The organism is Amycolatopsis acidiphila (assembly GCF_021391495.1).
Taxonomy (GTDB): Bacteria; Actinomycetota; Actinomycetes; order Mycobacteriales; family Pseudonocardiaceae; genus Amycolatopsis_E; species Amycolatopsis_E acidiphila.
In genome coordinates this window covers 2,807,298-2,832,440 of sequence record NZ_CP090063.1, presented here as the reverse complement: position 1 = coordinate 2,832,440, position 25,143 = coordinate 2,807,298, and the positions used below count along the sequence as shown (strand labels likewise).

The following is a 25,143-nucleotide window of genomic DNA, read 5'->3' as shown; positions in this document are numbered from 1 at the left end:
GGACGACGATGTGGACCGAGATCGCCGAGCAGCCCGAGGTGTGGCGGCGCGGTCTCGCCGAACGCGGCCGCATCGAGCCCGTCACCGCGGCCGTACGCCGGGCGGCACCGCGGTTCGTGCTCTTCGCCGCCCGGGGGACGTCCGACCACGCGGCCCTCTACGCCAAGTACCTGTTCGAGGTGGTCCACCAGCTGCCGGCCGGGCTGATCTCACCCTCGACGGTGACCGCCTACGGCACCAGCCCCGACCTGCGCGATGTCCTGGTCGTTGCGGTCAGCCAGTCCGGCCGGTCGCCGGATCTCGTCCAGACCGTCGAGACGAGCAGGCGCCGCGGCGCGCTGACCCTCGCGGTGACCAACGACGCCCTGTCCCCCCTGGCGCAGGCCGCGGAACTGCACATCGACATCCTCGCCGGGCCGGAACTCGCTGTGGCGGCGACGAAGTCCTACACCGCCCAGCTGCTGAGCCTGTACCTGCTCGTCGACCAGCTGCGCGGCGGTGACGGCGAGGCGGCCGCGGCGTTGCCCGGTGTGGGCGGCCGGCTGCTGGCGCTCGAGGACGACGTACGACAGAGCGCCGAACGACACCGCGACACCCCGAGCTTCGTGGTGACCGGACGCGGCTACTCCAGCGCGACCGCGCACGAGGCGGCGCTGAAGCTCATGGAGACCTCGTACCTGCAGGCACAGGCGTTCTCCGGCGCCGACCTGCTGCACGGCCCCATCGCGATGGTCGACCCCGGCGCGAAGGTCCTCGTGGTCGCGCCCGAAGGCGTCGGCGGCCGGGCGATGCGCGAGGCGATCACGAGGATCCGCGACCTGGGCGCCGAGACGTTGTGCGTCGGCAGCGCCGAGGCCGTCGCCGGCTCGAGCGCGGGCATCGTGCTTCCGCCCGGCCTGTCCGAAGAGGTCTCCCCCATCGCCGAAATCGTGCCGTTCCAGCATTTCGCGCTGCACCTCGCGCTCGCGCACGGCAACAACCCCGACTCGCCCCGCGGACTCTCCAAGGTCACCGAAACGCGGTGAGACACAGCTGCTGCCACTGGGGAGTGGCCCGCGTTTCCGCCCGGCGGCGTTCTCCGAGGCCGGGAGCCGGCCCGCCGCGGTGACCCACGCCGTCGTGGGGCTACCCCGGCACAACGTCTCCCTGGCTCAGGCGCGGCGTGCGGACCGACGGCTGCACAAGACCCTTGTAGTCCTGTTGAACAATCCGTAAGCTCCACGAAACGGCGGTGGCCGAACGTCTCCTGGCGCTCGGCTACCGCCGCTGTACGGGCGGGCGCAGTCGCGAGGATTTCGCGAGGTACTGCGTCGCTTTCGACGAATGGCTGAGGAGAGACGATGAGCGATACCGGCGAGCTGCCCGCGCGCATCGGGTCCGGAAGCGTCGCACGCGACGACTACGCCCTGGGCAAGGTGCCGCCCACCTGGCGTTATCGCACGTCCGAGATCGTGCTTTCGCTGTTGGGCGGCGCCACGGCAGCCATCTTTCTTTCGCTGCCCGCCGGGCTGTCGGCGTCGTTCGGCATCGCGAACGTGTTGATCGCCATCGCCTACGCGGTCGTGGTGCAGACCCTGCTCAACGTGCTGTACGTGAAGACCGCCTCGCGCACGGGACTGGGCTCCGCGCTCATGTCGCGCGGCCTCGCCCTCGGCTTCGACGGTGCCGCCTGGACCACCCTGCTCTACTGGGTGAGCTGGCTGACCTACTTCGCGACCGAGGGCCAGATCCTCTCCAGCGCCCTGTCCGCACAGACGGGTATTCCGGTGAAGGTCTCGTACCTGCTGGTCGGCTTGGTGTTCCTGCCGCTGGTGCTGTACGGGTTGCAGTTCGTCGCCAAGTTCCAGAAGTGGACGCTCTACGTCTACGTCGTCGGGCTGGCAGCACTGCTGGTCATCGTGCTGTCACGGTCGGATCTGTCGGTCACTCGCGGGTTCCTCGCCGCGCACATGGGCGCCGTGGGTGGAGTCGGCCTGCTCGGCGCGGTCGCGTCGTACAACGGACTGGTCGGGAACGTGGCGTTCGGGCACGCCGACATGGGGCGGCTGCTCGCGAACGACCAGAGCCTCGCCCGCGGAGGCCGGCGCGGCGCACTGTGGGTCGCGCTGCTCCCGTACGCCTTCGGCGCCTACGTCATCGCCGGCGGGATCGGCCTGTTCCTGTGGGCGTCCTCGGGCGGAGACACCAACCCTGGCCAGTACATGGTCACGATCATGGGCGTCGCCGGCTTCCTGCTCATCGTGATCACCCAGCTGCGGATCAACCTCATCAACGCCTACAGCGGCTCGCTCTCGCTGGCGAACTTCTTCTCCCGCCTGCGTTTCACCCCGGGCCGGTCCTTCTGGGCGGTCGTGATGGTGGTGGTCGGCACCCTGTCGATGTACCTCAACGTCCTCGGCCACCTGGGCACCGTCCTCACCGTCGAAGGAGTGCTGCTGGCCGCCTGGATCGGCGTCAGCATCGCCGACCTCCTGCTGGTCCGGGGACGGGGCGGGCACGGGCCGGACAACGGCCGGTTCATCGAGTACCGCCGCGCCATGCTGCGGCACTGGAACTGGTCCGGGGTGATCCCCCTGTTCGCGGCGACCGTCGTCGGCTCCTTCCTGGCGGTGGGCGGCCTGCTCGGACACCTGGGCGGCCAGGTCACGCTCTACCTGTCGAACTGGGTCAGCTTCCTGATAGCCGGCGGCCTGACCTGGTGGCTGGGCATGCGCGCCCGCGGCCGCCACTACGCGATCCGCCCCCGCATCACCTGGCCGCGAGAAGATCTCGTCGTCGCCTGCCCCCTCGACGGCGAGGTGGTCAGCACCGACGACCTGTTCCCATGCCCGTACCACAAGCAGTGGATCTGCTCCGAGGACTGCATGCACACCAAGGAGTGCGGCGACGCCTGCCGCTCGATGCCGGAGCAGGTACTGTTGCAGATCGCACCGCTACCGCCGCGCACGCCCCACCTCGAGGCGGCGAACGCGCGCCTGCACGGCAAAGCCCGGCCGGCGGCAGACGGCGTCCCGCAGTCCTGAGTCCACATCGGAGTAGTCATGTGTTTCCTGGCAGGGATGAACGGGCCCCGGCACTGGCTGCTGGCCAGCAACAGCGACAACCCGTACACCACGACGAATCATCTGCTGGCCGCGAGCGGTGAACGCCACTCGTACCTGGCGGTCCGGGTCGTCGTGCCACACGCCGATGTCTTCGTGCCGTGGGCGGGAATGCTGACTCGCGGGGTCAACGACGCGGGGCTCGGCTTCACCTACGCGTTCGTGCCGGAGCAGGACATGGCGGACTACCCCGCGCAGGAGTGGTCCGCCCGGATGCTCGCCAACGCGTCCACCCTGGACGAAGCGTTGACCTACCTGACCGGGGACAAGACGCTGCCGGGCAACTACCTGCTCGCCGACCGGTCGGGGGGTATGGCGGTCGTCGAGGTGGGTGGCGGACGCGTGGCGGTGCGGGTTCCCACGACCGGCACCGAAGCGCGAGCCAACGTGTGGCAGTGCCTGGCGGAAAGCCCGGCCCCTTCCTGGGACGACACCACCGCGTCGACCCACCGGCACGGCCGGGGCAGCGAGCTGCTCCGCGCGTTGGACACCGCCACCCCGGAAGCGCTGCGGCAGGTTCTGCGAGACCACCAGGAAGACGGCGGGCCGACCGGAAAGCACGGCCGGTCGTTGTGCAACCACGGCACGACCGACGGCACGATCTCCAGCGAGATCATCGACCCGGCCGGGCACCTGTGGTTCGGTTTCGGTTTTCCGTGCGGCAGCTCACGAGGGTACGAGCAGGACAGCCGCACGCCGTGGGGACGGCTCGTCCGCTTCTCGCTGGCCGAGGGTTCCGGAAGTGGGGACCTCACCACCGCTGACGGCACGATCACGCCCCTGGGCGTGCGGCTCATGTCCTGAACGGGGCTCCCTACACCGCGTAGGTGTGATCGGGAACGTCGGTGACGAACATGTAGCCCGGGGCGTGGGTGATCGCGAACGGCGGCCGGGACGCCATGATCGCCGCCTGCGGGGTCACGCCACAGGCCCAGAAGACGGGCACTTCGCCCGGCTTGACCTCCACCGGGTCGCCGAAGTCCGGAGTGGACAGATCGAGGATGCCCAGCGCCGCGGGCTCGCCGATGTGGACCGGGGCGCCGTGCACGGCGGGAAACTGGCCGCTGATCCGCACCGCGTCCGCCACCCGGTCGGCCAGGACCGGCCGCATGGACACCACCATCGGGCCGCTCAACCTGCCCGCGGACCGGCACGGCCGGTTGGTCCGGTACATCGGCACGTTGCTGCCGGCGCTGATGTGCCGCACCTCGATCCCCGCGGCGACCAACGGCGTCTCGAAGGTGAAACTGCAGCCGATCAGGAAAGTCACCAGATCTTCGGTCCAGTATCCGGTGATGTCGCCCGGCTCGTCGACGAGCTCCCCATCCCGCCACACCCGGTACGCCGGCAGATCCGTGCGAATATCGGCACCCTCGGCCAGGGCGGTGCGCGGACTGCCCGCGTCGGAGACGTCGATGATCGGGCAGGGCTTGGGATTGCGCTGCCCGAACAACAGCACGTCGTAGGCGTACTCCCGGGGAACGATGATCATGTTCGCCTGGGCGTGACCGGGCGCCCAGCCTGCCGTCGGTACCCGCACGCCGGCCCGGAAGCGGCTGCGGGCTTCGGCGGGGCTGGTGGTCGGTGTGGTGTTCATGGACGCTCCTCAGGGAATCGGATCCGACGATCGCGGGGGACGGTCTTCAGGTGGAACCGGACCGGCGTGCCCGGCCGGGCTTGTGCGCACAGGGAAAGATCCGACGGGTCGACCACGCCGATGATGGGGTAGCCGACGGTGGTGGGGTGATCCTTCAGGAAGACCAGCGGGTGTCCGTCGGCGGGAACCTGGACGGCGCCGGTGACGGTTCCCTCGCTGGGCAGCTCTTTCGTCGCCTGGCGAGGGATCGGTGTGCCGTGGAGGCGCAGGGCGATCCGGTTGCTGACCGGAGTGACGCTGTAGGTGGTGCCGGCCAGCAGCGAGATCGCGTCGTCGGTGAACCAGTCGTGACGCGGGCCGAGGATGAGACGGAGGTGCAGCTCTGTGGGCGGCGCGGGGTAGGGGGCGGAGGCAATCACCGCGGGCGGGCCGACGGGCTCCCCGAGGGGAAGTGTGTCGCCGTCGCGAAGCGGCGGGTGCCCCAGACCCGAGAGCAGATCGGTGGCTGGGCTGCCCAAGGTGGGTGCCACGGCGAAGCCACCGGAAACCGCGACGTAGGCACGCAGGCCGCGGGTGGCGGTCCCGATGCTGACGGTCTGTCCGGCGCGGACGAAGAAGGGGATTCCCCACGGCGCGGCCCGGCCGTCGATGTCGATGGGCACCCAGGCGCCGGTGATCGCCAGGTGGCACGAAACGCGCGGGCGCAGCGCCGGCCCGGCCAAGGTGGTCTCGAGGGCGGCGGCGTGCTCGTCATTGCCGACGAGCCGGTTGGCCAGCTTCCAGGCCGGCTCGTCCAGCGCTCCGGAGCGGGGAACGGCGAGGTGGGCGAGTCCGATCCGGCCGCGGTCCTGCACAGTGGTCAACGGCCCGGCGCGCAGTACCTCGAGGACGCGGCTCATGCCGGCACCTCGACGAACCGGACCTCGGTGCCGGGCGTCAGCAGCGCGGCGGGAACACGGCCGGTGTCCCAGAGCGACAGATCGGTGCGCCCGATCAGCTGCCAGCCGCCCGGTGAGGATCGGGGATAGATACCGGTGTACTGATCGGCCAGCCCCACGGCGCCGGTCGGCACGGCGGAGCGGGGGGCCGGGCGGCGCCGTACGGTGCGGCCCGGCGGCAGGCCGGTGAGATAGGCGAAACCGGGCGCGAAGCCGCAGAACGCGACCCGGTGCCGGCTGCCGGTGTGGGTGGCGATCACCTCGCGAGTGGTCATCTCCCAGTACCGGGCGACCTCGGCGAGATCAGCACCGTCGTAGACGGTGGGTACTTCGACCAGCGCCGTCGCGGGAGCCTCGGTACGGGGGATGTGCCAGCTGGTCAGGTCACGGGCCAGGGCGACGGGATCGGTCAGCCCGTCGAGCAGCACGGTGCGGGCGCCCGGGACGACTTCCTCGCACCGCGGCAGCGTGCCGGCCACGCGGCGCCGCTCGATTTCGGCGTACAGGTCGTCCACGGCGGTTCGGTCGTCCAATTCCACCAGCAGCGCCCGGGCGCCGACGAGCATCGTTCTCATCGGTCACCCAGACCGGGAGCGGCGGGCTGCGGCCGGCTGCGCTCGCGGTAGGCCGCGATCAGTTGTGCTTCGGCGGTGCCGGTACCGAGCCAGTCCCTGCTGCGGGCGGCCTGCTCGCCGTCGTCGAGGGCGGCCCGGGTGCACGATCCCTGCAGCACGGTGCCGATCGTCTCCTCGGACAGTTGGGTGCCCAGGGGCAGCAGACCTTCGCTGATCCGGGTCCGCAGTGTCTCGGCCACCCGCTCGGCCGTGCTCACGCGGTCCAGGAGCGCACGATCCGCGGCGAGACCCGCTGCCCAGCCGACCGCCATCTGGTTCATGCCCGACCTGTCCCCCATCCGCTGCGCGCCACCGCGTCCAGCCCCTGCCACACCCTGTTCGGCCGACCTCTTGTGGGATCGTTCGACAATACTTACATTACAGAGCGCCCGTCGGTCGGCGAAACACCGGGCAGGGTGAGGAATGACCGACGGACAGACAAGGCCCCGAGTCGGACTGGGCCGAGCGCCGGGAGGACTACGCGTTGCGGTACCTGCCCGCCGCTATACGCGCTCGCGGTGCCAGGGCGAGCGGCTCATCGCACCGGGACCAGTTCTCGCAGCGCCTGCAGCGGCGCCGGGGCACTCGCTCGACCGGCGGTCGATGTGCTCGAGGCCTGCCGGAACGAGCTCGCTGGAACGCATTCGCCAGGTCGCTCGTCTCGGCGCGCGGTCATGTCATGCATTGCGGTCATAACGATGCGCTGCGAGCCGAAACCACCGGGGTGCCGGATGCGACGCCTAGGCATGGACGACTCCGAGAGCCTGGCACAGGCCGCCGTCGCCGACGCCGCTCACAAATTCCTCCTCTCCGCCGCCGGAGACGGCGGCCTTCTCAGGGCGTGGCCGCTCGTCGACCCCACGCTCCGGATCTGCCTCGCGCAACTGTGGGTACACGCCAACCGCGGCCCCATCACGCGTCTCGACTTCGACTTCGAGGAGGTTGCCGCCGCCCTGGCGAAAGAAGGGCCAGGTCACCGACTGTGGAGCAACTTCGAGACGGTCACCGTGCGGGCCTTGCGCAAGACCGTTTATGCCGGGATCGGGGACAACCCGGAGAACTGGGGCATCGCGTCGGCCCCCCGGCTCATCGACGTCGAGACGAAGCTGCTGTACGTCCACGACGTCAGCAAACTGCCCGGGGCCGTGTGGGAGTCGGACACCTACAGCATCGTCGTACCGATGGTGATGCGGCTCACCGACGGTGAATGGCGGGTCCTGAACGTCGGCTCGGATGTTGTCCCCGAACCAGGCTGGCCGCCCCGCCTCCGGCACTGATCGACACGGCGAGGCGCTACCGCAAGCAATAACGGTAGGCAGGCCGATGGGCATTGTGCTGCGCTGGTCGGTCACCGCTGTGCATTGTGCATATGGGTCAGCACGCCATCCATCACTAGCGTTCTGGAGATCACGTGTTGACGCGATCAGGAGGACGTCCCATGAAGCTCACCGTCGTCAGCCCGCTCATCAGCGACGACTTCACCGAAGGCGTGCGCAAGGAGGTCGAACACTGGCTCGGCCCGGACACCGACGTCGAGGTCGTCCGGATCCAGCGCGGTCCGGCATCGATCGAGAGCGAATACGACGAGGCGCTCGCCGGGCCGGGCATCCTGGAGGAGGTGGTGAAGGCAGCCGAAGGCGGCGCGGAGGCCGTGTTCATCACCTGCTTCGGCGACCCCGCGGTGCACGCCGCTCGCGAGGTGGTCGACGTGCCGGTGGTCGGCGGCTTCGAGCCCGCCGTACTGCACGCGCTGGCACTGGGCGAGCACGTCGGCATCGTGACGGTGCTGCCGAACGTGGTGCCGATGATCCGCAGCCTGATCCGCCGGTACGGCTTCACCGACCGGGTGGGCTCCGTGCGCGTCGTCGACATGCCCGTGCTCACCCTGCACGATCCCGACACCCTCCTGACTCGGCTGCACGAGCAGGCCAAGGCGGCGGTCGACGCGGACGAAGCCCAGGTGATCGTGCTCGGCTGCACCGGGATGATCGGCGTCGCCGCAAGCCTGCAGGAACGGCTGGCCGCCGAGGGCACGTTCATTCCGGTGATCGACCCGACCGGCGCCGCGCTGCTGTGGCTGGAGTCCCAAGTGCGCCTCGGCGTCCGGCCCAGCCGCGCCACTTACCTGCCACCGCCCGCCAAGAAGCGCATCCCCTGAGAGCTCGCGGGATGGCCGCTGCCACCGGGGAGGGAGGTGGCAGCGGCCATCCCGCGCCTGACTGGTGCACGATCGCGCGGCACCGGCGGGCAGGCCGGGAATTTCAGTTCTTCCACCGATCAATGACGAGCAGGGACGTCAGCGGGAGTGCGCTGGAAGCGCCGGGACACCTCAATAGACCTCGACGTCGACCGGATCGACGATCCGGGTTACTGGCGGAGCGAGGAAGCCAGCGGCAGCTGAGACTCGCACCAGAGCCGGGTCGGCGAGGAAAGCCTCGATCGCGGCCCGGGTGGGGAAATCGGTCAGCACGACCACTGTGCTGCCGTCGCGATAGATGTGGTGTGCCGTGGCGCCGTGGGCACGGCGGTTGTCCTGGTGGCCGGCGAACACCGCTCGCCACGCGTCGAAGTCGGCGACGTCATGCTGGGTGAGCAGGGTGGGCATGGCGCGGGTCCTTTCTCGTGATGTCGATGGTGGTCCTGTGCCGGGCGCGCGTCTGCCGCTGCCGACCGACTCCCGAGGGGGTGAGGGCTGCTTCGACGGCCGAGTCGCCGCCGAGCATCCTGGCCGAGGCGACTCGCAAATCCGCCAGAACGCGCGCCGCCACAACGGGATCGGCTCGCCCGCACGCGCCGCCCCGCAGGCTGCCGAGCAGGCTGCCGGTCCGGCGCAGATACACGAGCACGCCGGCGCCGGCCTGCCTGATCTCGGTCAGCGCCTGGTCGAGCCGGGCCGCGCAGCCGCATCCGCGCGCACCGAAGACGTCGCCGGTCAGGCATTCGGTGTGGACGTGCACGGGCACGTCATCCCGGCCTGCCACCTCCCCGAGCACCAGCGCGAGGTGCTCGGCTTCCTCGTCCACGCAGACCATGGCCTTGAACTTGCCGTGCGGCGTGGGCAGGCGTACCGGTCCCGCGACGACCGGGCGGCGCCGGTAGCGGACGAGGTCGGCCACGGAGAGCTTGTGCAGACCGTGTTCCGCGCAGAACTCGTCGAGTGCCCGGCCGCGACGCAGCGTCCCCTCGTCGTGGACGATCTCGCACAGCGCCCCGGCTTCCGGCAGCCCCGCCAGCCGCGTCAGCTCGACCGCGGCCTCGGTGTGGCCGCGCCGTTCCAGCACTCCTCCAGGCCGCGCCCGCAGCGGGAACACGTGTCCTGGACGGGTCAGCTCGCCGGGTGTGGTGGCGGGGTCCGCCAACAACCGCAGCGTCCGTGCGCGGTCGGCGGCCGAGATCCCGGTGCCGACGCCCTGGCGCGCGTCGACGCTCACCGCGTAAGCAGTGCCCTTCGGGTCCTCGTTCCTGACACACATCGGAGGCAGGCGCAACGCATCGAGCCGGTCGCCATCCATCGCCACGCACAGCACCCCGGAGCCGTGCCGGACGGTGAACGCGACCAGCCCGGCTGTCGCCAGCTCGGCCGCGAAGATCAGATCGCCCTCGTCCTCCCGGTCGTGGTCATCGGTGACCACGACCGCCCGGCCCGCGGCGATCTCGGCCACCGCGGTCTCGACTCGGGCGACGAAGTCCAGCGCGGGCGTCATGGCCGTTCCTCGCCACCGACCACGGCGCTCTCGACCGGAACGGCGGCGTCCGAACTCGGTGCACCCCGCCGGCGAATTCCCGGGAGGCGGTAGGTCAGCAGGTAGACCACCACCGCCACGGCGAAGCCCGCGAAATAGGTCAGATCACCCCACTCAGGATGGTGGACCGTGACCCAGCCCCGGTAGAAGGACAGGTTCCAGAACGGCACCGACGCCACGACCCCGGCGAGCCAGGCGAAGAAACCCCAGTTCACCAGCCGGGTCTCGTCGTACAGCTCGGGAATGCGGCTTTTGTCCTTGCGTCCTCCCACGAAGTAGTCGAGCAGCAGCGCGGCCCCGAAGGGGGCGATGAGGTAGGCCCCGAGGAACAAGAAGTTCTTGAACTTCGCCTCGAACCCCGCCCCCGCCCACAGACTGATGAGGTAGGCCGCCACGCAGATCACGACGACGGCGGTGCGGCGGCTGACCGGGATGCGCAGGGTCTGCACCGAGATCGCGCCGCCGTAGACGTTGAGGAAGTTCTGCGAGAACGACGAGATCATGACGATGACCAGCGCGACCGGGGCCCAGGGGCCGGTCAGCCGGGCCAGTGCTTGGATGGGTTCCTCCCCCGCGATCGCGGAACCGCCGAGCAGAGCACCGGCGATGCCGAGCCAGGTCAGCGTGAGGAAGTTTCCGGCGAGGGTGTAGCCGCCGGCGCGGCGTGCGGTGGTGTCGTCGTCGGGCAGGTACCGCGAATAGTCCGACGCGAAGGGCCACCACGCGATGAGAAACGACATGAAGAACCCCGCGAAGGTGATCCAGCCGCCGGTCGCGCCCAGGTAGAACGGTGCGGCCGGGTTGGCGTCGAAGTTCAGCGCGTCGCCGCGCACCACGGACACCACGGTGATGAGCACGAAGCCGAAGAACAGCACCACCGACAGGATCTTCTGCAGGAAATGGATCATGTTGTAGCCGAAGACGGCCACGACGAGCTGGACGGTGACCAGGATCAGCGCGGTGAGCCAGAACGGTACGCCCGGCACCAGGTGGTGGAGCGCCTGCGCACCGAGGATGATCGTCACCGCGGCCCAGCCGATACCGGCGAAGACGTTGATATAGGCGACCGGGACGAAGTTGCCGAAGAATCCGAGCGGCCCCCGCGCCTGGATCTGCTGCGGTACGCCCAGTCGTGCGCCCATCTGCGAGAGAACGCCCTGCACGACGGCGCCGATCAGCGACCCGGCGACGATCGCCGTCACCGCCGCCGTGAGCGAGAGCCCGTAGCTGACCGCGGAGAACCCGAGCACCATGATCGGGAAGTTGAGACCGGCGGCGAACCAGATCGAGAACTGGGACCGGGCCGTGCCATGGCGTTCGGCGTCCGGAATGTGGTCGACACCGTACGGCTCGATCGCCGCGACCCTGGTGCGGTAGTGCCGGTCCTCGGTCTCGGCGGAGGGGGACTTGGGCATGAGTAAACCTCTCTATTTGCCATGATGTATGGCAGCGGCCCTGTGACGGGTCACTGTGCAGAACGTCGGCCGGGATGTCAAGGATCACCCTTAAGCAAGGTCTAGCAAGGGAAACCCGGCCAAAGCACGACTTGACGGAGCCGCTATCGCTCCGTTAGCTTTCTTCTGGATCTGCCATACAACATGGCAGCAATGGTGGAAGGTACGAGGAATGGCCGCGGGGTCGACACGCAAGTTGGTCACCACCAATCTGCAGGAACAGGTGGCCGACGGCCTGCGGCAGATGATCATCAACGGGGAGCTCGCCCCCGGCGACGCGCTGTCGGAGGTGACACTGGCCGAGACGTTCGGTATCAGCCGTACGCCGGTGCGCGAGGCACTCAAGCAACTGCAGACCGAAGGCCTCGTCGAGGTCCGGTCCCGCGTCGGCACGTTCGTGGCAGCGCCGTCCCGGCGAGAGATCAACGAGCTGTTCGAGATGAAACAGCTGCTCGAAGGCGCCGCGGCCCGTCTGATGGCCGCGCGCGGCGACATTCCCGAGCTCGCCGCCATGAAAGCGAATGTCGCCGACGCCGACGCCGCGGTCGCGGCCGGCGAGACCGAACGCTACGCGGAGCTGGTGCACGAGTTCCACGAGATCCTCATCGCGGGCGCCGACAACCACAAGCTCGCCACGCATTACCGCATCCTGATGAACCAGCTCGCCTATCCGCGGCTGGTGAAGACCTCGCTGGCGCAGCCGGGCCGGCCGCTGGACTCCGAGCGCGAGCACCACCGCGTTCTGGAACTGATTCGCGCGAAGGACGGGGTGGGTGCGGAGAACCTGATGCGCCAGCATGTCCAGGCCAGTCATCACGCCGTCATGGCGGGTCTCGACGCCGTCATCTCGTCCGCCTGACCTTCCTCGCGAAGCCCGATTCGAAGGAGAACCATGCGCTTTTCGATCTTCCACAACCTCGGCGCCCCCGGCCGCCTCGGCGAGTACGACGTCGTCATGAACGAGGCCCGGGACTTCGCCAGGGCCGCCGACGAGGCCGGGTTCTGGTCCATCTGGTACAGCGAGCACCACTTCGGGCACGAGGGCTTCGAGATCACTCCGAACCCCGTTCTGATGGGTGTCGACATCGCCGCGCACACACGGAACATCCGGATCGGGCAGGCGGCGAACATCGCCACCTTCTGGCATCCCCTCCGCCTGGCCGAGGACCTCGCGATGCTCGACCACCTTTCCGGCGGCCGACTCGAGGTCGGCGTCGGCCGCGGCCTGTACGGCCGGGAGGCGCTCAACCTCAACCCGAGCGCGGACCCGCGTGACCAGGAACGCAACCGGGCACTGTTCGAAGAGACGGTCGCCATCCTGCAGAAGGCGTGGGCGAACGAGTTCTTCGCGCACCACGGGGAGTTCTACGACTTCCCGGCACCAGGGGTGAAGTGGCAACATCCGATGTCGCCGGCGACGCCGGAGTTCACCAACGCCGAGCACGAGATCACGAAAATGGCGCTGTCGCCGCGAACCCTGCAGCAGCCGCACCCTCCACTGTGGCAGGTCATCGACAGCCCGCGCTCGATCGAATCGGCCGCACGCAACAACTTCCACGGAATCTTCTGGCTGCCTCCGGTCTCCGCACTCAAGGGCCGGTTCGAGCTCTACCGTGACGTCGCGTCCGAGACGCAGGGTCGGGACGTGCCGCTCGGCGAGGGCATCGCACTCGTGCGAGACGTCTACGTCGCCGACACCATGGAACAGGCGCGCGCCGAGTTCGAGGAAGCGGTGATGACCAGCTACCGGTGGATCACGCACTGGCGGGGCCTCGGCAACCTCATGGAGGAAGGTGAGGAGCTGACGGACGGCCACCGGCTGGACTTCGACTTCCTGCTCTCTCGCAACCAGCTCGTCGGCACGCCGGAGTTCGTCGCGGAGAAGATCGAAGAGCTGCGCTCGGAGATCTCGCTGGAACACCTGCTGTTGTGGACGACCCACCCCGGCCTGCCCCACCGCAACGCACGCCGGAGCCTGGACCTGTTCGCCGAGAAGGTCATGCCCCAGTTCGCGGGGCTGGCCGGCGCGCTGCGATGACCGATCCCATCCGCAAGATCGTCACCCGCACGGAGGTGGTGCTCGCCGAGGGCGGACAGCCCCTCGACAGGCCGTGGCGAAAAGCGGTGGCCGCCGCTGTCATCACCAACCCGTGGCTGCACCAGGGCCACGTTTCCGACCTCGGCCCCGAGGTGAAAACACTCGCCCCGAAGATCGCCTCCGCGCTCGCCACCAGCATCACCCGAGCCCTGGGTGGCGCCGACAACGTCGAGGCGTTCGGTAAGGCCGCTCTCGTCGGGCTGGACGGAGAGGTCGAGCACGGCGCCGCCCTCATCCACACCCCGTTCCTCGGCGACCTGTTCCGCCACATCGTCGAGGGCGAGTCGATCATCGCTTTCGGCGAGTCCCAGGCCCCGGCCGGCACCGTGCTGACCGTGCCGATGTGGCACAAGACGGCCGCCTCCACCCGAAGCCACTACCAGGCCGTGAACCTGTCGGTCAGCGACGCACCGCGCGCCGACGAGATCCTCATCGCCCTCGGCGTCTCCGCGGGGCCGCGGCCCCTCGCCCGCATCGGCGACCGCCGCACCGACACCGCCATCGATCCCACCGACATCCTCAGTGAGGTGCACGCATGAAGGTCCGCAAGACAGTCACCCAGGTGGAAGAGACCATCACCGAGAACGGCCGGCCCGTGGACCCGCCCAGCCGCATCGCGGTCGTGCTCGCCGTCATCGAGAATCCGTGGCACGGCGCGGGATACGTGGAAGATCTGTTGCCTGCCATCGACGACGTGGCACCGGCGCTCGGCGCGCTGCTCGCGCCACTGGTCGTCGAGGCCCTCGGCCGGCCCGTCGAGGCCTACGGCAAGGCCGCGATCGTCGGTCTGGGCGGGGAGGTCGAACACGGTTCGGGCCTCATCCACACCCTCAAGTTCGGCAACTTCTTCCGGGACGCCGCGAACGCCACAACCCTGCTGCCCGCGGTCGAGAAAGTCGCACCTGCCGGTGTGTCGTTCGACATCCCGCTCAAGCATGTCACCGACGCCACGATCCGCTCGCACCATCAGACCGTCACCGTCCAGGTCGCCGACGCGCCGCGGGCCGACGAGATCATCATCGGTCTGGCCGCGGCCAGCGCGGGCAGGCCCAAGGCGCGGCTCGCGCCGCTGTCCAGCGAACGATGACCGCGACGGACCGCCTGGTGCTCCTGCACGGTGTCGGGCTCGACGGGACGATGTGGACGGACCTCCGGCCCCTGCTGCCCGCCCCGGCCGTGGCGCCCGATCTTCTCGGGCATGGCACGCGGTCCCCGCTGACCGGACCCACCTCACTGCCCGCGCTGGCCGAGGACGTCGCGGACACCCTCGCCGAGCCGGTCCATCTCATCGGCTTCTCGCTGGGCGGGCTGGTCGCCCAGCAGCTGGCGCTGAGTCACCCGGACAAGGTCGCGAGCCTCGTGCTGGTCAGCACAGTCGCCGACCGCACCCCGGACGAACGCGCGGCCGTGCGCGCCCGCTACCACCGCGCTGCCGAGTCTTTCGAAGCCAGTGCTCGGGCGGCGGTCGACCGGTGGTTCTCGCCTGGCTTCCGGCGATCCAGGCCGCACCTGCCGCCGCTCGTGTCGGACACGCTGCTGGCCAACGACCGCGACTCCTACCTGGCCTGCTACCGGGTTTTCGCCGAAGCCGACGCCGACCTGTGGCCACACCTGACCCGGATCGTCGCACCCACCCTGGTGATCACGGGTGGCCGCGACACGGGGTCGACACCGGACATGGCCCGGCGGCTGGCGGGCCGCATCCCGGATGCGCGGGCCGTCGTCGTCGAGGACGCGGCGCACCTGCTTCCCCTCGAGCAACCCCGGGTACTGGCAAAGGCGATCACCGAGCATCTGTCCACATCAGACAAGAGGACGGACCACCCATGACAGCTACACGTCAGCACTACATCGACGGGAAATGGTGCGACGCCGTGCGCCGCGGCACGTTCGACAGCATCGACCCGTCGACCGGGCAGCCGATCTACAGGGCCGCCCGCGGTACGACCGAGGACGTCGACTCGGCAGTGCGGGCCGCGCGCCGCGCGTTCGAGTCGCCGGAGTGGTCGAACCTGAGCGCGACCAGACGGGGACACCTGCTGCGCCGGCTGGGTGACCTCATCGGCGAGAACGCGGAGCTGCTCGCGCGCGCCGAGTCGCAGGACAACGGCAAACTCCTGCGTGAGATGCGCGGGCAGTTGGTCACCTTGCCGGAGTGGTTCTACTACTTCGGCGGGATCGCGGACAAAGTGCAGGGCGATGTCATCCCGGCGCTCAACCCGGCGATCCTCAACTACACCCTGCGTGAGCCGATCGGTGTCGTCGGCGCGATCAGCCCGTGGAACTCACCGCTCCTGCTGACCGCCATGAAACTCGCGCCCGCGCTGGCGGCGGGCAACACCGTCGTCGTCAAGCCCTCCGAGCACACCTCGGCATCCCTGCTGGACCTGATGCCGCTCGTCGAGCAGGCCGGCATCCCGGCCGGCGTGATCAACGTCGTGACCGGGTTCGGCGCCGAAGCCGGGGACGCCCTGATCCGTCATCCCGGCGTGGACAAGATCGCGTTCACCGGCGGCACCGAGACAGGGCGGCGGATCGCGGCCGTGGCGGGTGACCGTCTCGTGCCGGTCACGCTGGAGCTCGGCGGCAAGTCGCCGAACATCATCTTCGCCGACGCCGACCCGCACAACGCGGCGATGGGGGTGGTCGCGGGGATCTTCGCCGCCGCGGGCCAGACGTGCGTGGGCGGGTCCCGCGTTCTCGTGCACCGCAGCCTGCACGACGAGATCCTGGCGCGGGTGGCCGAGCGCGCCCGCACCATCGTGGTCGGCGACCCGCTGGACGCGGCAACTGAGATCGGCCCGCTGGCCTTCGCCGCGCATCGCGAAAGGGTCGAGAGCTTCGTCGCCGGCGCCCTCGAGCAGGGCGCCAGGCTCGAGACCGGAGGCCGGCGGCCGTCGGGTCGCGACGGTACGGAGCTGCCCGGCTGGTTCTACGAACCCACGTTGTTCAGCGGCGTGCGCAACGACATGAAGATCGCGCGGGAAGAGATCTTCGGCCCCGTCGCCGGGCTGATCCCGTTCGATTCCGACGAGGAAGCGATCAGCATCGCGAACGACAGTGACTACGGACTCGCGGCAGGCGTCTGGACCGCGGACGTGGGCCGGGCACACCGCGTCGCGGCGAAGCTCGACGCGGGTACCGTCTGGATCAACACCTACCGCGCCATGTCCCCGATGTCTCCCCTGGGCGGATTCAAATCCAGCGGGCTGGGCAAGGAAAACGGCTTCGCCGTGATGACGCAGTACACGCGGACCAAGAGCGTGTGGGTCAACACCGACGACGCGCCGGCGGCCGACCCGTTCGTCATGCGGTGAGGGAGGCGACCGTGACCCACAAGGAGAACGTGGTGGCCGCCTGGCACCACGCGTGGAACGACGGTGACCTGACGGGGCTCGAGGCGCTGCTGGCGCCGGACTACCGCAGGCACAGCCGCACCGGGACGGCGGACCGGCGCGAGTTCCTCGCCGCGCTGGAGGCCACCCGGGTGGCCTTCCCCGACCTGCGCACCCACGTCGAACACCTCGCCGAGGATGGCGACCTGGTGGCGGTGAACTGGCGCAGCGAGGGAACCCACCTCGGCCCGTTCCACGAACTTCCGGTCACGCGCAGGCGGATCACCACGAGCGGCATGACGTTCGCCCGGTTCGCCGGCGGCCAGGTCCAGGAGGAATGGGTGTCCTGGGAGAGCGGCGACCTGTTCGCGAACCTCGGCGTCGTCAATCTCTGGGAGTACTGATGAGCAGTGCCACCACCGTCCCCGGCGAAGACGTCCGCGGTTTCCACCGGCGGTTCGTCACGGGCGTGACGATCGTGACGACGATGGCGGACGGCGTCCCGCGCGGCCTGGCCGTCAACGCGTTCGCCAGCGTCACCGTCTCCCCCGCGGTCATCCTCGTGTGCGTCGCGAAAACGTCTTCGACCCACGAGGTCCTCTTCCGCGCCGAGCGCTTCGCGGTCAACCTGCTCGCCCACGACCAGCTCCCCGTGGCGAGGACCTTCGCGGCGAAGGGCGCGGACAAGTTCGCCGGACTGGCCTGGCATCAGGGCCACCACGGCACCCCGGTCCTGGACGGCACCTGCGCCCACCTCGAAGCGGAGATCGCCCACCGCATCCGCACCTCGACGCACACCGTCTTCCTCGGTTCCGTCCTCCATGCGCACAGCACCCCGCTCGCGCCCCTGCTCTACACGAACTCCCAGTTCTACGACGGTAGCGAACTGGTACCCGCGTTGGGCTGAAGCCGGTCACTTCCGCACTCGATGAGCCGGCTGCGGACGGCCGGTGCCTCGCCTTGTGGGTGGTCCTCGTCGTCGTGCGGCTGCTCCTGTGGCCGGTGACCGTGCGGGCAGCCGCCGCCCGCTCCTGCTGTACCGGATCCCCGAGCCCGAACGCGTGCTGGAACTCGTCCGGCGGCCACAACAACCGGTTCGATGAGCAACGGGCGGCACTGCTCGGCGCGGAACCATCCTCCGCTGTACTCGTCTTCAGCGGAGTTCTCGAAATTCTGACGAAGGACGAGCTCGGACAACCTCAATGGCCCATGATCTGTCGGCCGGGCGAGGCTGTCTCCAGAACCTCACTCAGCTTCGAAAGGTGGCTGGACTGCGCGGTAGTACAGGTCGAGGCAGAGCATCAGCTCGGTGTGCGCGACCCCGGTCAGCGTTCTGATCTCGGCGTCGACCAGGCGGGCCATGTCCTGGGTGCTGCGGCAGACCGCTTCGGCGAAGATGTCGAAGCGGCCGGCACATGCGGCGACGTAGGTGATCGAGGGAATTCTCGTCAGGGTCTCGGCAAGATCCGCGACGCTGTGCCCCGGGGTGCAACGGATCGCCACCCACACCTGGTTCTCGAAACCGAGGCTGCGGGGGTTGGCGATGGCCGTGATCCGGATGATCCGCTCGGCGAGCAGGCGGGTGACCCGCTTGCGGACCTGGGATTCGGACATGCCCAGCCGCTCCCCGATGACGGCGAACGCCAGTCGCCCGTCGCCGCTCAGCTCGGCGACGATCTTCCGGTCCGTCGCGTCGAGCGGGCCACGGGCGTCGCGCACACCGTTGTGGGCCTTCTGCTGGGCGGCGTCCCACCCCGGTTCCTGGTAGTACAGCTGCAGGTAGGGGAAGATCTCCACGCCGCGCACCCCGGGCAGCTGTGCCAGCGACTCGTGCACCACCGACAGCAGTTCGCTCGTGTCCCGGCACAGCACCTCGACGAGAGCGTCGTAACGCCCGGTGGTGATCACGGCATAGTCGACGGCGGCGGCCTGGGTGACGGACGTGATCAACCCCCGGATGTTCCGCCTGCCGTCGAAGTGCAGCCCGACCAGCGCGGCCACCCGGTAGCCGAGGATGGCCGGATCGGTGACCGCGGTGATCTGGATGACCTGGTCCGCGAGCAGCTGGTTCACTCGGCGCCGGATGGTCCGCTCCGGAATGTCGAGCTCCCGCGACAACGCCACGAAGGACTGCCGGCCATCGGCCTGCAGGGCGCGGATCAGAGCGCGGTCGGCCTCGCTGAGCCCGGTGCTCCCGCCGTCGCCGCCGGACAGCGGGAACACCCCTGGCAGAAAACCGGGCACCGGGTGGTCAGGTCCGCGCATGAGAGGGAACATAGCTGGTCCCGGGGCCGCGGGCCCGGCCCAACCCCCGCCTACGCCGGGCTCCCCGAGCGGGTATGGACGAGCTTGCCCCCGAGGTACACCTCGTCCACCCGCACGTCGAGCAGTTCGTCGTCCGAGCACGCGAAGGGGTCGCGGTCCAGCACGATCACGTCGGCTCGCTTCCCCGGCTCCAGACAGCCGTAGCGGTCGCCCTCGCCCAGGGTCGCCGCCGCGTTGATCGTGTGCATCCGCAGCGCCTCCGCGACCGTGATCCGCTGGTCGCCGTCGAGGATCTCCCCGAAGAACGACTGCCGCCGCAGGGTGCACCAGATGCTGAAGAACGGGTTGGTCGCGCGCTCCTCCGAGCCGATCCACACATCCGAGCTGCCGGTGATCGGCCAGCCTTCGTCGAGCAGGTCGCGGAAGGGGAACCGGCCACGCTTGCCGTAGTCACCGAGGTAGGTGGGGAAGAAGTCGCCGAAGGTGTAGAGGAACACCGGCTGCGGCACGGGGATGATGCCGGCGCGGCGCCACAGCGCGGTCGCTTCCGGCTCGGGCAGCAGGTTGCCGGCGTGCTCGATCCGGGGCGCCGGGGCCCCGGCCGGCGCACCGCCGGCGGCGATGATCGCCTCACACATGGCTTCCTGCGCGCGGTCGCCGTTGGCGTGGATCGCGAGCTGGAGACCCGCCGCCGCCGTCTGCTTCAGCGCGGCGGCGACCTGCTCGGGGCTCAGCGCCACCTGACCGCAGTGATGGCCGTGGCCGTCGAGGACGTAGGGCTGCTTCATCGCGGCGCTCGCCGCCGAATAGCCGCCGTCGGAGAACATCTTGACGCCGTGGATGCGCATCAGGTCCTCCCCGGCACCCAGTCCGAGCCAGTCGGCGTGGGTGCACGCCTGTTCCAGGCTGACCGTTCCCGGCGTCCACAGGTAGATCCGCAGCCGGGCGCCCAGCTCGCCGTCGCGGTGCAGCCGGTCCATCTCGCGCAGTCCCTCGACCGTCTCCGAGATCTCCCCGATGGTGGTGACACCGTGCACCGTGAACAGGTCGTGCACCCCCTGGCGGATGGCGTGGCGCAGGTTTTCGCCGGAGATCCGGGGCAACGGCAGGAGGTTGTCCATCTCCTTGACCACGCCGGTCGGTTCGCCGTCCTCGCCGCGTTCGACGGTCGGCATCCCGGTGATGCTGTAGTCGGCGGCCTCGTAGTCGCGGTCGATTCCCGCGCGGGCGAGCGCCGGGCTGTTGAGGACGCTCACGTGGCCGCCGGCGCGGACCACGATCGCGACCTCGGTGCTCACCGAGTCGAGCTCGGCGCGGGTCGGCAGCCGCTTCTCGGCGAGCTTCTGGTCGAAGAACAGGTTGGCCTGGCCGACGAGCCAGCCGTCGACGGCGGCGTCGAGGTGTGCTCGGAGGGTGTCGAGGACGTCGCCGACATCGGCGCAACGCGGCGCCCGGCAGTCGACGGTCTGGTACAGGGTGCGGGCGGCGACCTCCATGTGCGCGTGCACGTCGACGAAGCCGGGCATGACCGGCCGCGCCGCGAAGTCCTTGACGACGGTTTCCGGCCCGATGTGCGCCTGGGCCTGTTCCCGGGGGCCGGTGGCGACGATGTCGTTGTCGCGGATGGCCACGAACCCGGGGGAAACCGGATCGTCGTCGGCGAGCCAGACGACCCGGTTCGAGAACAGGACCAGGTCCGCAGCGTTGTCCATACTCGGCGATGCCTCCTCAGCTCGATGACCGACTACTACCGGCCGGCCTCGTTGAGAGGACGATATGAGGCCGTCGACCGCTCGTCAATAACGAAATATGCACCAAATAACAGTTAGAACGACGGTTTGAGCCAGATAACCCTTGACAGGGGCGCGGGGCGACTGATTACGTTCACAGCTACTTCTTGTCCGACTGATTCCGGACGACGCCGGGGAGAGCTCGCCTCGCCGTCCGTCTTGCTCGTGCTCGTGTTCGTGGGAGGACCGTCATGTCGTCTGCAGTTCGTCACGCGGAGATCGCCGGGGGTGGCCTCGCGGGGCTGACCGTGGCCACCGCACTCGCCCAGCGTGGCTGGAGCGTCCGGGTCCACGAGCGTGGCCGCGAGCTGCGGGAGATCGGCGCCGGGATCTTCGTATGGGAGAACGCCCTGCGGGTGCTCGAGGAGATCGGCGCGTACGACGAGGCCACCAGCCGGGCCGAGCGAATCTCCAGCTGGCGGCTGTACGACGAACGCCGGCGGCTCATCCAGGACGACTGGATGAAGGGCGATCAGACGCGCCTGTTCACGGTGCTGCGTACCGATCTGCACCGCGCCCTGGCCGACGCGGCGATCCGGGCCGGCGTCGAGGTCGTGACGAGCTCGCTCGTCGCCGGGGCCACCCCGGAGGGCGAACTGCTGCTGGAATCGGGACAGACCCACCGGGCCGACCTGGTGGTCGGCGCGGACGGCGTCGGCTCGCCGGTGCGAAACTCGGTCGGACTGAACCTGGCCGTGCGAGATCTGGAGGACGGCTGCGGCCGCCACCTCATCCCCCGCCTGCCGCAGGACCCGGTCAACCACGCCCTGGAGTACTGGAACGGCGGTCGCCGGGTGGGCATCGTCCCCGTCACCCCGGACCAGGTCTACGTCTACACCTGCTGCCCCGCCAGTGACCTCGCCGGCCGGGAGAAGCCGCTCGACAAGAAGTCATGGGTGCGCTCGTTTCCCGCCCTGCGCGACGTCATCGAACGGATCCCGGAGGCCTCGCGATGGGCGTCGTTCTCCGATGTCCGATGCCACGGCTGGGTCAAGGGACGCGTCGCGGTCATCGGTGACGCGGCGAGTGCGATGTCGCCGAACCTCGGCCAGGCGGCCTGCCTGGCGATGACCAACGGGTACGCGCTCGCACTGATGCTGGACGGTGCGGCGGACGTGCCGGATGCGTTGCGCGCCTGGGAATCCCGGCAGCGGCCGGTCACCGACGCGACGCAGCGGTACTCGCGGCTCTACGGCAAGGTCGGCACTCGCTGGCCGAGGCCGCTGGCCGACGTCCGCTCGGCGCTGGTCTGGGTCGCCGGCCGGTCCAAGACCTGGCAGGAGCGGGTCAACGTGGCGGCGCACCAAGGCGCTCAGCTGGTCCGGCAGGGATACCGCGACTGAACACCGCACCACCCGATCCACAGCACTGAAACGGACAGTCCACCCGAATGCATTGACACGCGGAGGTTCCTCATGGCCGGCAGCGACATCGCCAGGGCAGGCACGATCGGCGGGGTGGAGCGCCGCTCGATCGACTACATCCCCCTCGCCGAACGACACGGCAAGGCATGGCATCAAGGCCCGTTCTGGCTCACCGGCGGATTCATGCTGCCGTCGCTGCTGATCGGTTTCCTGGGGCCGTCGCTGGGTCTGGGATTGGTGTGGTCCTTGATCGCCGTTGTCTGCGGCATGGCTTTCGGCACCCTGTTCATGGCGTTGCACGCCAACCAGGGACCGCGGCTCGGCCTGCCGCAGATGATCCAGTCCCGGGCCCAGTTCGGCTCGCGCGGCGCGATCTTCCCGCTGCTGATGGCCGTGTTCATCTACGTCGGGTACAACGTTTTCCAGATGATTCTCGCCGGGGACGCGGTCGCGATGTTCCTGTCCGGCGGCAAGATCTGGTACCTGGTGTTCTCGGTGATCGCGGTCCTCATCGCCGTGGTGGGACACGATCTGCTGCATACCGTGCAACGCTATTTCAGCTATCTGATCATCGCGATCTTCGCGGTGCTCACGGTCGCCGCCGTCATCCATTTTCCGCTCAGCGGCGCGACGCCGGTCTCGACCGGGTTCACGTTCTCGGCGTTCCTGGCACAGTTCGCGGCGGCCGGCGGCTACCAGATCAGCTACAGCATCTACGTCTCGGACTACACCAGGTACCTGCCTCAGGATGTCCCGGAAGGCAAGCTGATCGGCTGGACATTCCTGGGTGGCTTCACCGGTGCCGCGTGGCTCGCCTGCCTCGGCAGCCTCATCTCCAGCTATGTGCCGAGCCCGGACGCGCTCACCGAGCTGTACCGCATTGGTGACCGCGTCTTCCCCGGCTTCGGCGTGGTGGCTGTGCTGGCCACCTTGCCGGCGCTGATCGGCACCTCGGGGGTCAACGCGTACGGCGCGATGCTGTCGGGGACCACGATCGTCGACGGGATCAAGCGGGTGAACCCCACCTTGCGCGTGCGCATCACCGGGGTTGTGTTCGTCGGCGTCGTCGGCGCAGTGCTCAGCGTGGCCATGCCCGCCGACTACATGAACAGCTTCGAGGAGTTCATCACGATCATGGTCAACCTGCTGGTCCCGTGGACGGCCGTGAACCTGGTCGACTTCTACCTGGTCCGCCACGGCCGCTACGCGATCGCCGACATCAGTGACCCCAACGGGGTGTACGGGCGCTGGGCATGGCGGGGCCTGACCGCCTACTTCGGCGGGTTCCTCGCGATGATCCCGTTCCTGTCGCTCGGCTTCTACACCGGACCGGTGACCAAGGCGCTCGGCGGCGCCGATCTGGCGTTCATCGTAGGCCTGCTGGTCTCGGGCGGGCTGTACCTCCTGTTCAGCGGCGAGATCCGCAAGAACCTGCCCGCGCCCGGCGAGCAGCCGAGCGAAGTACCCGCGCTCTCCTGACGCTCTACGCCCCGCCGCGGGGGTCGGCACGACCCGGACGACGCCCTCGCCCCTGCCGGTTCGCGCGCGCCACAGCTGATCCCGTCCGTGTCGATGGCGAGCTCCGGCCGGCAAGGTCGAATTGGCGGCGAACGGCAGGTGTGTGGGACTCGAGGCGGCCCCGTATGCACATCCGTGATCGTCAGGCACGCGTCCCGCCGGCTTCAGCGGGTGATACCGGTGTGCCCGATCGAGTACCGGCCGGGCTGCGGCCAGACACACAGGCCGTGCGGCTCGTTGCCCACCGGGATCTTCCGGATCAGCGATCCGTCCTTTGTGGATAAGACGTAGACCGACCGGTCGTAGCGGCCGGACAGCCACAGCTGCGTGCCGTCGGCGGTCACGTTGCCCATGTCCGGGCTGCCGCCGCCGGGGATGGACCATTTCGCGATCGCGGCACCGGTGTAGGCGTTGAGCACGCTCACGCTGCCCTCGTGCCGGTTGCTCACATAGAGCTGCTGCGCGTCGCGGGACAGGTAGAGGCCGTGTGCGCCCATGCCGGTGGGGATGAACCGCAGAACCTTGGTGGCCGCGCCGTCGAGCACCCAGACGCCGTTCGCGTCGGAGTCCGCGATGTAGTAGACCGATCCGTCGGGCGCGAGCTTGATGTCCTGGGGGCCCATGTGGGTGTGCCGTTGCGGCATCGGGATCATCCGCGACAATTTGTGCGACGCGACGTCGATCACGGCGGCGGCCCCGGCGAACTCGCAGGTGAACACGGCGGTACGGCCATCGGGCGAGAAGTCTGCGTGGTCGATCCCCGCGCAGGCGGGTACCGGGGTGATGTCGCGCTGGACCCAGGTGCGCGGGTCATACCAGACCAGCTCGCGCCGGGCCTCGGCGACGGAGACGGCGTACTGGCCGTCAGGCGTGAAGTACAGGTTGTAGGGGTCGATCACCGGGATCTGTTTGCCGGGCAGACCTGTCCGCGGGTCGAAGGGCAGCAGATGGTCGGCCTTGTCGTCGGTGGCGTAGAGGGTGGTCATGTCGTAGCCGGGGACGACGTGCTGGATCTCCTTGCCCGCCGGGTACCTGCCGATCACAGCAAAGGTCGCCGGGTCGATGACCCAGACGTCGCCGGACTTCGCATGCGGGACGTAGACCAGCGGCTTGGCCGCCTTCGCCGCGGCAGACAGCATGTCGGCGCCGGCGTCGCTGTAGATGTCGTGCGCGTCGTGCACCGGTGGCATCCCGGGCAGGCCCGCGCTCGCGGCGGGCAAGGGGGCCGGCGGCATGGGCGCCGGTGGAGCGGGCGGGGTGGAGGTGCACGCCGCCAGCAGGGCGCCCGTCAGCAGAACCGGCACGGCCAGAAGGGTTTTCACTGTC

The 25,143-nt window shown here is 69.3% G+C and carries 25 protein-coding genes; 15 read left to right on the top strand and 10 right to left on the bottom strand.

Annotated features, from left to right (window positions below):
- Positions 1–8 precede the first annotated feature (8 nt).
- The 3 genes from LWP59_RS13720 (at position 9) to LWP59_RS13710 (ending at position 3,905) form a co-directional block, all read left to right on the top strand.
- Complete coding sequence (locus tag LWP59_RS13720) at positions 9–1,025, top strand: SIS domain-containing protein (protein WP_186383119.1); 1,017 nt, start codon at positions 9–11, stop codon at positions 1,023–1,025.
- A 315-nt stretch (positions 1,026–1,340) separates the two neighbouring features.
- Positions 1,341–3,023 carry a purine-cytosine permease family protein gene (locus tag LWP59_RS13715; protein WP_144635295.1) on the top strand — a complete coding sequence of 561 codons (1,683 nt, stop codon included), beginning with the start codon at positions 1,341–1,343 and terminating at the stop codon, positions 3,021–3,023.
- A gap of 36 nt (positions 3,024–3,059) precedes the next feature.
- Entirely contained in the window at positions 3,060–3,905 is an 846-nt protein-coding gene (locus LWP59_RS13710) for a carcinine hydrolase/isopenicillin-N N-acyltransferase family protein (protein ID WP_144635298.1), read from the top strand.
- A gap of 10 nt (positions 3,906–3,915) precedes the next feature.
- On the opposite strand, the gene LWP59_RS13705 is transcribed toward LWP59_RS13710, so the two are convergent.
- Genes LWP59_RS13705 through LWP59_RS13690 form a run of 4 tightly spaced genes read right to left on the bottom strand, consistent with a single transcriptional unit; the run spans position 3,916 to position 6,531 of the window.
- Complete coding sequence (locus LWP59_RS13705; RefSeq protein ID WP_144635301.1) at positions 3,916–4,698, bottom strand: putative hydro-lyase; 783 nt, start codon at positions 4,696–4,698, stop codon at positions 3,916–3,918.
- Positions 4,695–5,597, bottom strand: coding sequence for a 5-oxoprolinase subunit C family protein (locus LWP59_RS13700; RefSeq protein WP_144635306.1), 903 nt, complete (start codon positions 5,595–5,597; stop codon positions 4,695–4,697). Before LWP59_RS13700 ends, LWP59_RS13705 begins: the two co-directional genes overlap by 4 nt.
- A complete protein-coding gene (locus tag LWP59_RS13695) occupies positions 5,594–6,211 on the bottom strand; it encodes a 5-oxoprolinase subunit B family protein (RefSeq protein WP_144635309.1) in 618 nt (205 codons plus the stop codon). The genes LWP59_RS13700 and LWP59_RS13695 overlap by 4 nt, the downstream gene beginning before the upstream one ends.
- Positions 6,208–6,531: a hypothetical protein gene (locus tag LWP59_RS13690; RefSeq protein ID WP_229858071.1), complete on the bottom strand. Its 324-nt coding sequence runs from the start codon at positions 6,529–6,531 to the stop codon at positions 6,208–6,210. The genes LWP59_RS13695 and LWP59_RS13690 overlap by 4 nt, the downstream gene beginning before the upstream one ends.
- Before the next feature lie 450 nt (positions 6,532–6,981).
- Here LWP59_RS13690 and LWP59_RS13685 point away from each other — a divergent pair, with 450 nt between their 5' ends.
- Positions 6,982–7,527 carry a hypothetical protein gene (locus LWP59_RS13685; protein WP_144635311.1) on the top strand — a complete coding sequence of 182 codons (546 nt, stop codon included), beginning with the start codon at positions 6,982–6,984 and terminating at the stop codon, positions 7,525–7,527.
- 161 nt (positions 7,528–7,688) lie between these two features.
- Positions 7,689–8,408: an aspartate/glutamate racemase family protein gene (locus LWP59_RS13680; RefSeq protein ID WP_144635314.1), complete on the top strand. Its 720-nt coding sequence runs from the start codon at positions 7,689–7,691 to the stop codon at positions 8,406–8,408.
- Between the two features lie 171 nt (positions 8,409–8,579).
- Here the strand turns inward: LWP59_RS13680 and LWP59_RS13675 are convergent, their stop codons facing one another.
- The 3 genes from LWP59_RS13675 to LWP59_RS13665 are packed head-to-tail and all read right to left on the bottom strand — an operon-like array spanning position 8,580 to position 11,408.
- A complete protein-coding gene (locus tag LWP59_RS13675) occupies positions 8,580–8,855 on the bottom strand; it encodes a hypothetical protein (RefSeq protein ID WP_144635317.1) in 276 nt (91 codons plus the stop codon).
- Complete coding sequence (gene ribB, locus LWP59_RS13670; protein ID WP_144635319.1) at positions 8,830–9,954, bottom strand: 3,4-dihydroxy-2-butanone-4-phosphate synthase; 1,125 nt, start codon at positions 9,952–9,954, stop codon at positions 8,830–8,832. Before ribB ends, LWP59_RS13675 begins: the two co-directional genes overlap by 26 nt.
- The gene (locus LWP59_RS13665; protein WP_144635322.1) at positions 9,951–11,408 is read right to left on the bottom strand and encodes a purine-cytosine permease family protein; all 1,458 of its coding nucleotides are present in this window, start codon (positions 11,406–11,408) and stop codon (positions 9,951–9,953) included. The genes ribB and LWP59_RS13665 overlap by 4 nt, the downstream gene beginning before the upstream one ends.
- Positions 11,409–11,619: 211 nt before the next feature.
- On the opposite strand from LWP59_RS13665, the gene LWP59_RS13660 reads away from it, so the two are divergent.
- The 8 genes from LWP59_RS13660 to LWP59_RS13625 are packed head-to-tail and all read left to right on the top strand — an operon-like array spanning position 11,620 to position 17,787.
- The gene (locus LWP59_RS13660) at positions 11,620–12,306 is read left to right on the top strand and encodes a GntR family transcriptional regulator (RefSeq protein WP_144635325.1); all 687 of its coding nucleotides are present in this window, start codon (positions 11,620–11,622) and stop codon (positions 12,304–12,306) included.
- A 33-nt stretch (positions 12,307–12,339) separates the two neighbouring features.
- On the top strand, positions 12,340–13,485 hold the full coding sequence (locus LWP59_RS13655) for an LLM class flavin-dependent oxidoreductase (protein WP_144635328.1): 1,146 nt from the start codon (positions 12,340–12,342) through the stop codon (positions 13,483–13,485).
- Complete coding sequence (locus tag LWP59_RS13650; RefSeq protein ID WP_144635331.1) at positions 13,482–14,084, top strand: amino acid synthesis family protein; 603 nt, start codon at positions 13,482–13,484, stop codon at positions 14,082–14,084. The genes LWP59_RS13655 and LWP59_RS13650 overlap by 4 nt, the downstream gene beginning before the upstream one ends.
- Positions 14,081–14,632 carry an amino acid synthesis family protein gene (locus LWP59_RS13645; RefSeq protein WP_144635334.1) on the top strand — a complete coding sequence of 184 codons (552 nt, stop codon included), beginning with the start codon at positions 14,081–14,083 and terminating at the stop codon, positions 14,630–14,632. The genes LWP59_RS13650 and LWP59_RS13645 overlap by 4 nt, the downstream gene beginning before the upstream one ends.
- Positions 14,629–15,375: an alpha/beta fold hydrolase gene (locus LWP59_RS13640; RefSeq protein ID WP_144635337.1), complete on the top strand. Its 747-nt coding sequence runs from the start codon at positions 14,629–14,631 to the stop codon at positions 15,373–15,375. Before LWP59_RS13645 ends, LWP59_RS13640 begins: the two co-directional genes overlap by 4 nt.
- Positions 15,372–16,862, top strand: coding sequence for an aldehyde dehydrogenase (locus LWP59_RS13635; protein ID WP_144635339.1), 1,491 nt, complete (start codon positions 15,372–15,374; stop codon positions 16,860–16,862). Before LWP59_RS13640 ends, LWP59_RS13635 begins: the two co-directional genes overlap by 4 nt.
- An 11-nt stretch (positions 16,863–16,873) precedes the next feature.
- Complete coding sequence (locus LWP59_RS13630; protein WP_186383107.1) at positions 16,874–17,284, top strand: ester cyclase; 411 nt, start codon at positions 16,874–16,876, stop codon at positions 17,282–17,284.
- Complete coding sequence (locus LWP59_RS13625; protein WP_144635345.1) at positions 17,284–17,787, top strand: flavin reductase family protein; 504 nt, start codon at positions 17,284–17,286, stop codon at positions 17,785–17,787. Before LWP59_RS13630 ends, LWP59_RS13625 begins: the two co-directional genes overlap by 1 nt.
- Positions 17,788–18,125: 338 nt before the next feature.
- Here LWP59_RS13625 and LWP59_RS13620 read toward each other — a convergent pair whose 3' ends face one another.
- Both LWP59_RS13620 and LWP59_RS13615 read right to left on the bottom strand, forming a co-directional pair.
- Positions 18,126–19,145 (bottom strand): Lrp/AsnC family transcriptional regulator, encoded by a 1,020-nt coding sequence (locus LWP59_RS13620; RefSeq protein WP_144635348.1) that lies wholly within the window; start codon positions 19,143–19,145, stop codon positions 18,126–18,128.
- A 50-nt stretch (positions 19,146–19,195) separates the two neighbouring features.
- Positions 19,196–20,857, bottom strand: coding sequence for an amidohydrolase (locus LWP59_RS13615; protein WP_144635352.1), 1,662 nt, complete (start codon positions 20,855–20,857; stop codon positions 19,196–19,198).
- A gap of 269 nt (positions 20,858–21,126) precedes the next feature.
- Here LWP59_RS13615 and LWP59_RS13610 point away from each other — a divergent pair, with 269 nt between their 5' ends.
- Together LWP59_RS13610 and LWP59_RS13605 are read left to right on the top strand one after the other, a co-directional pair.
- Positions 21,127–22,278 carry an FAD-dependent oxidoreductase gene (locus tag LWP59_RS13610; protein ID WP_144635355.1) on the top strand — a complete coding sequence of 384 codons (1,152 nt, stop codon included), beginning with the start codon at positions 21,127–21,129 and terminating at the stop codon, positions 22,276–22,278.
- 72 nt (positions 22,279–22,350) lie between these two features.
- Positions 22,351–23,778, top strand: coding sequence for a purine-cytosine permease family protein (locus LWP59_RS13605; protein ID WP_144635358.1), 1,428 nt, complete (start codon positions 22,351–22,353; stop codon positions 23,776–23,778).
- A 203-nt stretch (positions 23,779–23,981) separates the two neighbouring features.
- Here LWP59_RS13605 and LWP59_RS13600 read toward each other — a convergent pair whose 3' ends face one another.
- The gene (locus tag LWP59_RS13600) at positions 23,982–25,139 is read right to left on the bottom strand and encodes a YncE family protein (RefSeq protein WP_229858050.1); all 1,158 of its coding nucleotides are present in this window, start codon (positions 25,137–25,139) and stop codon (positions 23,982–23,984) included.
- Positions 25,140–25,143: the final 4 nt, after the last annotated feature.